This window comes from Bacillus cereus group sp. MYBK5-2 (assembly GCF_051915685.1).
Classification (GTDB): domain Bacteria; phylum Bacillota; class Bacilli; order Bacillales; family Bacillaceae_G; genus Bacillus_A; species Bacillus_A cereus.
Genome location: NZ_JBQAFE010000004.1, coordinates 72,048 through 83,848, shown reverse-complemented (window position 1 = coordinate 83,848; position 11,801 = coordinate 72,048). Strand labels below are relative to the sequence as shown.

Here is an 11,801-nt window from a genome sequence, read left to right as displayed (position 1 = left end):
CTTACATTGAGAATGATAATCAATAAATACGTTTTATAATTTTTTCTCAGTTTCTATGCCTTCGTATAAGGAATAGGGTGAGATATTATTTTTAATATCCAATGAGAATGATAATCAATAACGCTTATGTTACATAAAATAATGCTAATTAAATAATAGGTAGAAGAGATTATTTTTTTCTTGCGAATTGAGAATAATTATCATTTTCGGAAAAAGTGAAATGAAAGATAACCAAGGAGGAAACAAGAAAAATGAAAAAGGTTTCTGTATTACCCGCTTTTATTATAACGTTCGTATGTATGCTAGCTTTTCTTGTAATGCCATACGGGAATGCTTCAGCAAAACTAGCTGATGGTACTTACGATATTAATTACGTAATTCAAAAAGCGGAAAATGATTCAGCTTCAATGGCAAATGACTATTTTGAAAAGCCGGCAAAATTAATAGTGAAAAACGGTGAGATGAGAGTACAAGTTCCGATGAATCATAGTGCTTGGATTACAGAATTTAAAGCACCAGAGAACGGGAATTTTGTTGATGCGAAAGTTGTTAGTAAAGATGAATCGGCAGATAAAAGAACAGTAGAGTTTAAAGTAGATGATTTATCCAAACCGGCAGCTGTAAAAATTCATGTTGTTGTACCAAGTGCAAACTATGACCACCACTACACAATTCGTTTTGCTTTTGATGCAAATGTAAAAGCTGTAGGTGGCGATAATGGCGTAGCTGCTACAACAAAAAATAATGATCAAGCGAAAACAGATACACAAGTAAAAGAAGAGAAAACAAAAGTAGAGAGTAAGGAAACAGCTAAAGAAGTGAATAAAGAAACAAAAAATGAAAATGGAAAAGCTGAAAAAACAGATAACCCAAAAACAGGCGATGAAGCACGTATTGGATTGTTTGCAGCGTTAATTCTTATTTCAGGTGCTTTCTTAATTCGTAAAGTGAAATTGAGTAAATAAATCTTTTGAAGGGTGATGAATATATGTTTAAACAATTTAAAATGATTATTGCCGTATTTGCTGTTTTATTTACATTTATCGCAACACTAGGTTTACAAGATGCAAAGGCTGCTACAAAACTAGCTGATGGAAAATATAATATTGCTTTTACTGTATGGAAAGGCGATAAAGATGAATCGTCTAGAATGAATAGTTATTTTGAAAGCCCAGCAACATTAACAGTTAAAAATGGAAAACAATATGTTTCATTTAAAGTGAAAGATAGTGCTTCTATTAAAAGTTTCCAAGTAGAAAAAGATGGTCAATTTGTAGAAACAACCGTGTTAAGTGAAAACAAAAAAGATAATACTAGAGTTGTAGAATTTGAAGTTGCTGACTTGTCAAAAAAACTAAATGGCAAGGTGAAAATTAATATTCCAATTATTAATTATAATGCTTCGTATGATATTCGCTTTGTATTTGATGGGAACAGTATTAAATAATTTTCAAAAGGGAGAGTCGTTCCATTGAACAGGTATACAAAAATTATTGTTGCTATGTTTTTAATGATATTTACATTCGTATCAACATTACAACCACTTGCAGTTCAAGCAGCTACCAAGTTGGCTGACGGTGAATATTCAATTGGCTTCAAAGTTTTAAAAGATACATCAGATGAAGAATCGATGATGAATCAATATTCAGTAAGTCCGGGAACTTTAAAAGTGAAGGATGGGAAAAAGAAAGTATCCTTTACATTAACAAATAGTTCATGGATTACGAAATTTGAAACAGAAAAAGCAGGTAAGCTAGTTGCGACAAATGTAATTAGTGAAGATAAAGAAAAAGATACAAGAGTAGTAGAATTTGATGTAGAAGATGTAGAGAAGGTATTAAATGCAAAAGTAAAAGTAGATATTGATTTTTTAAATTATCATCATGAGTACGACGTTCGTATTGCATTTGATCAAAATAGCATTACACCAATTCATGTAGAAAAACCAAATGAAAAAGAGGACCCAGCTAATAAGCCAGATCCAAATGAAACTACCGATCCAGGTCAGAAGCCCGACCAAAAGCCTGACCCAGATCAACAACCAAATTCTAACACAATTACAGATGGTGCGTACAGCATTCCATTTAAAGTGTTAAAAGATCAAACAGATGAAGAATCTAAGATGAATAGTTACATGGTAAATCCAGGAGTATTAAAAGTAGAAAACGGTAAGAAAAAAGCAATTGTAACACTAAAAAGTAGCTCATTAATTAAAAATTTCCAAACGGAAAAAGATGGCGCATTTGTTGATGCAAAAGTAGTGAGTGAGGATAAGGAAAAAGATACAAGAGTAGTAGAGTTTGAAGTAAACGATTTATCTAAAAAACTAAATACAAAAGTATTTATCGAAATGGCATCAAGAAATTATAAGCAAATGCATGATGTACAACTTTTATTTGAACAAGATAAACTTGAACAAATTAAAAATGAAGAGAAACAACCAGAAGTAGAAAAACCGGAAGCAGAAAAACCAGAAGCAGAAAAACCAGAAGTAGAAAAACCAGAAGTAGAAAAACCAGATGCTGAAACAATTAAAGATGGTGAATACAGCATCAATTTTAAGGCATTAAAAGATCAAACAGACGAAATTTCAATGATGAACACATATACAAAAAGTCCAGGTGTGCTAAAAGTAAAAGATGGTAAGAAGTATGTATCATTTACGTTAACGAACAGTTCTTGGATTACAAAATTTGAATTTGAGAAAAATAGTTCGTTTGTTGATGCAAATGTAATAAGTGAAGATAAAAAAACTGATACACGCGTAGTGGAAGTAGAAGTACCAGATTTATCGAAAAAGTTAAATGCAAAAGTAAAAGTAGATATCGATTCAATGAATTATCACCATTTTTACGATATTCAATTTGCATTTGATAAAGGTAGCATTAAGCCGTTAGATAACCAAGGTGAAAACACCAACCAAGATAATAACACAACAATTGATCCAAAAGCTCTTAAAGATGGTGAATACAGCATTGGCTTTAAAGTGTTAAAAGATCAAACAGATGAAATCTCAATGATGAACACATACACAAAAAGCCCAGGTGTATTAAAAGTAAAAGATGGTAAGAAATACGTATCGTTTACATTAACAAATAGTACATGGATTACGAAATTTGAATTTGAGAAAAATGGTTCTTTCGTTAATGCAAAAGTGTTAAGTGAAAATAAAGAACAAAATACAAGAGTAGTAGAAGTAGAAGTAAACGATTTGTCTAAAAAATTAAATGCAAAAGTAAAAGTAGATATTGATTCAATGAATTATCACCATGTCTATGATGTTCAATTTGTATTTGATCAAGACAGTATTAAAGCTTTAGGGACCCAAGGCGGAAACAACAACCAAGGCGGAAACAACAACCAAGACGGAAACGACAACCAAGGCGGAAACAACAACCAAGGCGGAAACGACAACCAAGGCGGAAACAACAACCAAGGTGGAAACGACAACCAAGGTGGAAACAATAACCAAGGTGAAAATAATAAACCGAGAGTAATAGTTGATCCGAAAAATTTAGTAGATGGCCAATATGATATTACATTTAAAGTATTAAAAGATAAAACAGATGAGATTTCAAAGATGCATGACTATGTTGTAAATCCAGCGAAATTAATCGTAAAAGATGGTAAAAAATATATTGAGATGGTGCTGAAAAATAGTGCGTGGATTACGAAATTCCAAACGGAAAACAAGGAACTATTCGCTGATGCGAAAGTAGTAAGCGAAGATAAAAATGCAAATACGCGAGTAGTACAGTTTGAAGTAGAAGATCTATTTAAAAAATTAAACGCAAAAGTAAAGGTAGACATCGATGAGATGAACTACCATCATTTCTACGATGTACAAATTCAATTTGATACAAATAATATCGGCGCGTTAGGAACTCTTAAAGAGGAACCGAAAAATCCAGTGACTACACCGAAAGTAGATAATGTAAAAACAGTAGGTACTCCTGATTTTAACCGAAATGCAGATGGTCAGAAGAAAAAAGAAGATTCAAAAAAAGAGAAAAATTCAAAAACTGCAGATACAGCACAACTTGGTTTATACATGGTGTTACTGCTAGGTTCACTTGCTTTACTAGTTCGTAAATATAGAGCAGGTAGATTGTAATTTTTGGAGTCTTGATGCATATTCGCGTGTATCAAGACTTGTTTCATATTGTATGGAAAGGAGTGGTGATTGAGAGTGAAGAAAATTGCAAGTGTACTAATGGCTATTATTTTGTTAATGAGTATAGCCGGGTGCTCATCACCAAAAAAAGAATCAGCAAAGCAGGTAAAGAGTGAAAGTAAAGAGCGCGTTGTTGCAACAACAGTGGCTGTTACTGAAATTATGGATGCGTTAGAAGTAGGTTTAGTTGGCGTTCCAACAAGCTCTAAAACTTTACCGAAGCGATATAAAGGTTTACCTGAAGTTGGGAATCCAATGAGTCCAGATATGGAAAAGGTAAAGTCATTAAAGCCTTCAGAAGTGTTATCTGTGACAACACTTGAATATGAATTAAAGCCGGTTTTTGATGGTGTGGGTATGAAAGCAAACTTTTTAGATTTAACGAGTTTGAAAAATATGCAAAGTTCTATTAGCGATTTAGGTAAGAAATATGGGCGTGAAAAACAGGCCGAAGCAGTAGTAACTAAATTAGATAAAAAGGTTGCTAGCATTCAAAAAGAAGTAAAAGGAAAGAAAGAACCGACAGTGCTTATTTTATTAGGTGTGCCGGGAAGTTATTTAGTAGCAACAGAGCATTCTTATATTGGAGATTTAGTGAAACAACTAGGTGGTAAAAATATTGTGCAAGGTGAACAAGTAGAATATTTAGCTTCTAATACAGAGTATTTAAAGAAAGCTGATCCAGATATTATTTTACGAGCAGCTCATGGTATGCCTGATGAAGTTGTAAAAATGTTTGATAAAGAATTTAAAACAAATGATATTTGGAAACACTTTGCTGCGGTTAAAAATAACCGTGTTTACGATTTAGAAGAGCGTTTATTTGGAACGACAGGCAATTTAGCAGCAATTGAAGCGTTAGATGAATTGAAAAAAATGATGTATCCGTGATGCATTTTAATATAAAGGAAGAGTAGAATGAATAAAAAAACTTGGAGTTTCCTCATTGTTACTGCATTGCTTATTGTTATGGCATCATTGTCAGCGATGAAAGGGAGTTTAGAAGTAGGTATTGTTGAACTTGTACAAGGGATATTTACAGGTGGAAATGAAGATGTTGAAGTCATTAAAGATTTACGTTTCCCGCGTATTATTATTGCGTTGTTCACTGGAGCGGCTCTCGCTGTTTCAGGTGTGCTTTTTCAAGCTGTTATGAAAAATCCACTCGCCGATGCTGGAGTAATCGGTATATCTTCAGGAGCAAGTTTTATGACACTTGTTATTATTACGTTGTTCCCGCAATTCTTTTTCTGGACACCCGTATTCGCCTTTTTAGGTGGTGCGCTTGCATGTTATCTCGTTTATTCGTTTTCATGGAAATCAGGATTAAGCCCGCTTCGCATTATTTTAATTGGTATTGCCATTAATGCAATGTTTACTGGATTAAATGAATCATTCGTTACGATTTGTGGGTATTTTATTAAGAGTATTAAGCAAACGACGACTTCTAACATAACAATGAAGACGTGGGGCGATGTAGAAATAATGGTGACTTATGGAACGATTGGTCTTATTCTTGCTCTGTTCGTAGGAGCTTGGTGTAACTTATTATCGCTACAAGATAAGACTGCGAAAAACTTAGGCTTGCACGTGACGAGAGTTCGTCTTATTATTTCTGCCATTGCAGTACTCTTAGCGGCAGTATCAACAGCGATTGCAGGTGTTATTGCTTTTGTAGGATTACTAGTTCCGCATATTTCAAGACAATTAGTCGGTTCAGACCATAAAGTATTAATTCCATTTTCTGCTCTTGCAGGGGCGTTATTAATTTTGACGGCAGATACAATTGGAAGGTTAATTGTGCCACCTAACGAAATTCCAGCAGCAACAATTATGGCGGTTATTGGTGGTCCATTCTTAATATTTTTGCTTAGAAAGAGTGATAAAGTTCATGGAAATTAAAAATGTAACCTTTTCATACGATAACGTAACAAATCGTTTAAAGTCTGTTAGTAGTGAAATAGAAATTGGGAAAATTACAACAATCATTGGACCGAATGGATGTGGGAAATCAACATTACTTAGTGTCATGTCTAGAAACCACGCTCCTAGCAGTGGAGAAGTAATACTTGATGGGAAAGCGATTGGTGAATATAAACCGAAAGAGTTTGCTAGAAAGCTAGCGGTTGTCCATCAACAAAATGAGGCTCCAGCAGATATTACAGTGGAAAAGCTAATAAGCTTCGGGCGTATGCCATATAAAAATATATTCTCTCCGCAAACAGATGAAGATAGAGAAGCGATTGAGCGTGCACTAGTATGTACGAATTTACAAAGTAAGCGTGATAAGCCAATTTATGCTTTATCTGGTGGAGAGAGGCAGCGAGTTTGGATCGCGATGACATTAGCTCAAAATACACCAATGCTCTTCTTAGATGAACCGACCACATATTTAGATATTTACTATCAGTTAGAAATATTAGAGTTAGTGAAAGAGTTAAATGAAGTGCATGGACTAACGATTGTAATGGTATTACATGATATTAATCAAGCCATTCGTTATAGCGACCATATTATCGTTATGAAAGATGGAGAAATCATTACGAAAGGTATTCCTAATGATGTAATAACAGAAGAAATGGTTAAAGCAATATATGGTGTAGATGTCATTGTAAAGCAGGATGAAGATACCGGATTGTACATGGTACCTATGGGAATCTAAAGGCTGAGCATAATCCGTTTTGAGGTGATAATTTGAATAGTAAGAAAGGACGGAAAAAGAATTCTTTTTTTCAACGCATACTTACAATTGTGTTTTTAGGAATCTTTTTCTATTCAATTTATGAGTTGGGCGGGATTTTCATGGATTATTATGAAAATCGTAAAGTAATGGCTGAGGCACAACATATTTATAAAAGAAGTCCAATGGAAGAAAAATCAGAAGATGGAGAGGTACGTAAACAGTTTCAGGATCTCCAGAAAATTAATCCAGAGATAGTCGGATGGATTACGATGGATGATACACAAATTAATTATCCAATCGTTCAAGCAAAAGATAATGATTACTATTTATTTCGTAATTATAAAGGTGAAGATATGAGAGCGGGAAGCATTTTTATGGACCATCGTAATGATGTGAAATCTCAAAATCGAAATACGATTTTATATGGCCATCGTATGAAAGACGGTTCTATGTTTGGTAGTTTAAAAAAGATGTTGGATGAAGACTTTTTTATGTCTCATCGTAAATTATATTACGATACATTATTTGAAGGATACGACGTGGAAGTTTTTTCAGTATACACGACAACAACGGACTTTTATTACATTGAAACGGATTTTGAAAATGATGCAGCATATACATCGTTCTTAAAGGAAATTCAAGAAAAATCACTGTACAAAACGGATACGGAATTGACGGCTAATGATGAAATCGTAACACTTTCTACTTGTGATTATGCGCTTGATCCAGAGGCTGGAAGGCTAGTTGTACACGCAAAATTAGTAAAAAGAAATTAAAGAAAAAAGTATAGAATATGAGAAGTGATAGATAACGCTTCTCATATTCTATACTTTAAAAAAGGACTGTTTTTACTGTGCTGCAGCCATTGGCATACGTACAACTTTTACATCATAGTAAGCAATTTTATTATCAAGAATATATTCTGGCATTCCGCCTTGATGTGAGTGAGCATCTTTAAATGCAGCGCTCTTTGTCCAACCTTGGAAATCTTCTTTTGCATTCCAGCGAGTGCTAATTGTTACTTCATCATAATCAACTGTATTTTGCGTTAAAAGAACTTCTAGACCTAAAAAGCCTGGCATCGTTTCAACTTTACCTACTTTATTAAAACGCTCAATTAATTTATGTCCATTTCCCTTTGTAATTTTAGCTGTATTTGTAACAATAATCATGTTTATTCCTCCTATAAATGTAGCTATATTTTCAAGAACTCATATACATTAAATGATAATGAAAATCATTATCATTGTCAATGATAAATGTGAAATATATAAGTTTTTTTCTATTATTTTGGACAGTGAGATTTTCATTTCAAAACGTAGTAAATATGTGGCGATTAAGTGCGAGAATGAGCTAGTTGTACTAGCAAAGCAATAATATGGTATAGTGAAACGAGGCTGTTTTTTCAGTCTCGTTTTTTAAATGCTTCCTGTAGAGAAAGCATGCAAATGGAAAGGAAGTTATTATATGCGATCAGAAGTAACAGTAAAAATAAAACCGAAATTTATAAAAGAAATTAAAAGTGGATATCCGCTTATTTTAAAAGATGCGATTCAAAATTTAAATGATGTTCAGGAAGAAGGAACAATCATTAAAGTAGTAGATGAGAAGAACAACTTTGTCGGAAAAGGTTATTATGGAAAACAAAATAAAGGATATGGCTGGATTTTAACGAGAAAAGAGAGTGAACAAATTAATCAATCTTTCTTTGAAAGTAAAATCAAATCTGCCTTACATAAACGAAAGCAATTTTACAAATCAAGTGATACGACAGCATTCCGTGTGGTGAATGGTGAAGGTGATGGTCTTGGAGGACTAATTATCGATTATTATGATGGCTACTACGTAGTAAGTTGGTATAGTGAAGGGATTTACACTTTCAGAGATGAGATTATAGCCGCTCTTCAAAAAGTAGCAAACTTTAAAGGTATTTATGAGAAAAAGCGTTTTGATACGAAAGGGAAATACATTGAAGGCGATGATTTCGTAGCAGGAGAGCGCGGTGAGTTCCCGCTTATCGTAAAAGAGAATGGTGTAAACTTCGCTGTTTATTTAAATGACGGAGCGATGGTTGGCGTATTTTTAGATCAACGTAACGTGCGAAAACAAATTCGTGATAAATATGCGAAGGGAAGAACTGTGTTAAATATGTTCTCTTATACAGGTGCTTTCTCTGTATTTGCAGCGCTTGGTGGAGCGAGTAAAACGACGAGTGTCGACCTTGCAAATCGTAGTTTAAGTAAAACGATTGAGCAGTTTAGTGTAAATGAAGTTGATTATGAAGCACAAGATATTATTGTAGAAGATGTATTTCTTTACTTCAAATATGCAGCTAAGAAAAAGATGAAATTTGATATGGTCGTACTTGATCCTCCAAGCTTCGCCCGATCAAAAAAATATACATTTAGTGCAGCGAAAGATTATAAAAACTTATTAAAAGAAACAATTGCCATTACAGAAAATAACGGAATTATCGTTGCTTCTACAAATTGTAGCGCATTCGATATGAAAAAGTTTAAAGGCTTTATCGATACAGCCTTTAAAGAAATGAATGGCAAATATAAAATATTAGAAGAACATTCTTTACCAGAAGATTTCCGTACCATTGATCAATTTAAAGAAGGAGACTATTTAAAAGTAGTTTTCATCGAGAAAATTAAAGGTTAATAAAGAAAAGGAGCTCGAGTTTACTTGAGCTCCTTTTCTTATTGAACGATATTTTGTACTCTACCGACTTGTCCGTCCTGCAATCGCACTTTAATGCCATGCGGATGGGAAGGGGAGTTTGTTAAAATATCTTTTACAATGCCACGTGTTAATTTACCTGTTCGTTGATCTTGTTTTAATACAATATCAACTTCAAGACCGGGTGCGATATTAGAACGTTTTTGTCCGTTCATTTACACACCTGTACGTCTACGTTGGTTGTTTGTCTTTTTCGTTTGTTGATTTTGTAGTTTTTTTGTTTCTTGGCTTTGATTTTTTGCATTTTGACCATTTCCATTTCCTTGCTTTTTCTTAGCAAGTTGTTCACGCATTAAATCAGCTAAGCTTACTTTTTTGTTTTCTGACATGATAAGTCTCCTTTATATAAAGTTAATTATGAACAATCATAGTGAATTTCATCATATCATTGTTAAGGAAGGAAGGGAAGTTGGTTTGAAAATTCATATATTTGTTTCCAGTCTGTAGTAGTTACGATACAATTGAGTTGTTAACGTTTGTAAAAAGGGGATAGACATATGTCACATCATATTTTATTAGTTGAAGATGATCTCTCAATTCAAGAGATGGTGGAAAAGTATTTGATAAAAGAGGGCTTTCAAGTAACAATTGCGTCTGATGGAGAAGAAGGCGTGAACACATATTTAAAAGGTTCATTTGATTTGATTATCCTCGACATTATGATGCCGAAGCTAGATGGCTTAGAGGTTGTACGAATCATTCGAGAAAAAAGTGCTGTTCCGATTTTAATGATGTCGGCAAAAGATACAGATGTTGATAAAGCTGTTGGATTAGGACTTGGAGCAGATGATTACATTTGTAAGCCATTTTCTATGATTGAATTAGCTGCACGTGTAAAGGCAGGTATTCGAAGATCTACGAAATATTCGGCTACAGAAACAACAGAAAAGATGATTCAAATTGGTGATTTAACGATTGATCCAATTAATTTTACTGTAGAAAAAAACGGGAAGCCTCTCAAACTTACTTTAAAAGAATTTGAGATTCTAAAATTGTTTGTAAAGAATCAAAATCGTGTATTTACAAAAGCACAAATATATACACTAATTTGGAACGAAGAGTATTACGGTGACGATAACGTTATTAATGTTCATATGAGAAGGTTGCGTGAGAAAATCGAAAGTGATCCATCTAATCCAGAATATATTAAAACGTTATGGGGTATCGGCTATAAGTTGGAAGTGATGTAATATGGTCAATTTGTTAATAAGTATTATTTTTATATTGTTATGTGTCATTTACATACAATATAAAATGAGAAAAAATAGTAGTAAAAATTTACGATACACATATGAAAAGTTAGAAAATATTGTAAATGTACAAACGGGCGAGAAGTTACTCGTTATGACAGATGATCTAGAATTGCAAAAATTATTAGTGGCAATTAATCAATTATTAGATGCAAAACAGAAAACGAATGCAGATCATGCAAAAGTAGAAATTTCGATGAGAAAAATGCTTTCAAATATTTCACATGATTTAAAGACGCCACTAACAGTTATTCTTGGATATACAGAAATGTTAAATAAGGACAAAACGATGAATAAAGAAGAACAGCAAATATTACTTGAAAAGGTGCATGTGAAAACACTAGAAGTAATGGAACTGATTCATAAGTTTTTTGATTTAGCAAAACTAGAATCTGGTGACAAGGCAATCGAGATGACAAAAGTAAATATGAATGAGGTTTGTCGTGAGAAGATTTTATCTTTTTATGATTTAGTAACATCGAAAGGTTTTCATGTTCATATTGATATACCGGAAAGAAATATATATGCACTTGGAAATGTAGAAGTATTAGGCAGGGTATTGAACAATTTAATATCAAATGCGATTACATATGGAGACGATGGAAAGACACTTGGTATGACGTTAAGAGATGATGAAACGAATGTGTATATAGACGTATGGGATACAGGAAAAGGAATTGATGAATCGCATATTGATAAAGTGTTCGAGCGTATGTACACACTTGAAGATTCAAGAAATAGATTGTACCAAGGGAGCGGTTTAGGGTTAACGATTACGAAAAGGCTTGTGGAAGCGATGGATGGAAAAATTCATCTTTCTAGTAAGCCGTATGAAAAAACAATTTTTACAGTTGCATTAAAAAAGATGCAGTTTTAGCTTGTAGAGAAGTAGATTCTACAAGCTTTTTTTTCAGCGTAAGGAATTTGTAAGAAACGGGTAAGAAAAAAG

Annotated in this window: 13 protein-coding genes; 10 read left to right on the top strand and 3 right to left on the bottom strand. The window is 33.4% G+C overall.

Going from position 1 to position 11,801, the window contains the following annotated elements:
* Positions 1–251: 251 nt before the first annotated feature.
* The 7 genes from isdC (at position 252) to srtB (ending at position 7,633) form a co-directional block, all read left to right on the top strand.
* Positions 252–965: a heme uptake protein IsdC gene (gene isdC, locus ACTFP3_RS16135; RefSeq protein WP_000757953.1), complete on the top strand. Its 714-nt coding sequence runs from the start codon at positions 252–254 to the stop codon at positions 963–965.
* A 23-nt stretch (positions 966–988) separates the two neighbouring features.
* The gene (locus tag ACTFP3_RS16130; RefSeq protein ID WP_000476164.1) at positions 989–1,447 is read left to right on the top strand and encodes an NEAT domain-containing protein; all 459 of its coding nucleotides are present in this window, start codon (positions 989–991) and stop codon (positions 1,445–1,447) included.
* 24 nt (positions 1,448–1,471) lie between these two features.
* Positions 1,472–4,114 (top strand): NEAT domain-containing protein, encoded by a 2,643-nt coding sequence (locus tag ACTFP3_RS16125; RefSeq protein WP_440010827.1) that lies wholly within the window; start codon positions 1,472–1,474, stop codon positions 4,112–4,114.
* A gap of 69 nt (positions 4,115–4,183) precedes the next feature.
* Positions 4,184–5,065, top strand: coding sequence for a heme ABC transporter substrate-binding protein IsdE (isdE, locus tag ACTFP3_RS16120; RefSeq protein WP_440010826.1), 882 nt, complete (start codon positions 4,184–4,186; stop codon positions 5,063–5,065).
* A gap of 27 nt (positions 5,066–5,092) precedes the next feature.
* Positions 5,093–6,076 carry a FecCD family ABC transporter permease gene (locus ACTFP3_RS16115; protein ID WP_086411783.1) on the top strand — a complete coding sequence of 328 codons (984 nt, stop codon included), beginning with the start codon at positions 5,093–5,095 and terminating at the stop codon, positions 6,074–6,076.
* Complete coding sequence (locus ACTFP3_RS16110; RefSeq protein WP_000403758.1) at positions 6,066–6,836, top strand: ABC transporter ATP-binding protein; 771 nt, start codon at positions 6,066–6,068, stop codon at positions 6,834–6,836. Before ACTFP3_RS16115 ends, ACTFP3_RS16110 begins: the two co-directional genes overlap by 11 nt.
* 32 nt (positions 6,837–6,868) lie before the next feature.
* Positions 6,869–7,633, top strand: coding sequence for a class B sortase (gene srtB / locus ACTFP3_RS16105; protein WP_001086120.1), 765 nt, complete (start codon positions 6,869–6,871; stop codon positions 7,631–7,633).
* A 72-nt stretch (positions 7,634–7,705) separates the two neighbouring features.
* On the opposite strand, the gene isdG is transcribed toward srtB, so the two are convergent.
* Positions 7,706–8,029 carry a heme oxygenase gene (isdG, locus tag ACTFP3_RS16100; protein WP_000587818.1) on the bottom strand — a complete coding sequence of 108 codons (324 nt, stop codon included), beginning with the start codon at positions 8,027–8,029 and terminating at the stop codon, positions 7,706–7,708.
* 295 nt (positions 8,030–8,324) lie between these two features.
* Between isdG and ACTFP3_RS16095 the strand changes: the two genes are divergently transcribed.
* Positions 8,325–9,524 (top strand): class I SAM-dependent rRNA methyltransferase, encoded by a 1,200-nt coding sequence (locus ACTFP3_RS16095; protein ID WP_006916399.1) that lies wholly within the window; start codon positions 8,325–8,327, stop codon positions 9,522–9,524.
* 38 nt (positions 9,525–9,562) lie between these two features.
* On the opposite strand, the gene ACTFP3_RS16090 is transcribed toward ACTFP3_RS16095, so the two are convergent.
* Positions 9,563–9,757 (bottom strand): YwbE family protein, encoded by a 195-nt coding sequence (locus tag ACTFP3_RS16090; protein WP_001014310.1) that lies wholly within the window; start codon positions 9,755–9,757, stop codon positions 9,563–9,565.
* Positions 9,758–9,931 carry a hypothetical protein gene (locus tag ACTFP3_RS16085; protein ID WP_001293578.1) on the bottom strand — a complete coding sequence of 58 codons (174 nt, stop codon included), beginning with the start codon at positions 9,929–9,931 and terminating at the stop codon, positions 9,758–9,760.
* A gap of 168 nt (positions 9,932–10,099) precedes the next feature.
* On the opposite strand from ACTFP3_RS16085, the gene ACTFP3_RS16080 reads away from it, so the two are divergent.
* Entirely contained in the window at positions 10,100–10,792 is a 693-nt protein-coding gene (locus tag ACTFP3_RS16080; protein ID WP_000018056.1) for a response regulator transcription factor, read from the top strand.
* Position 10,793: 1 nt separating this feature from the next.
* Complete coding sequence (locus ACTFP3_RS16075) at positions 10,794–11,729, top strand: HAMP domain-containing histidine kinase (RefSeq protein ID WP_016125943.1); 936 nt, start codon at positions 10,794–10,796, stop codon at positions 11,727–11,729.
* The last annotated feature ends 72 nt before the right edge of the window (positions 11,730–11,801 follow it).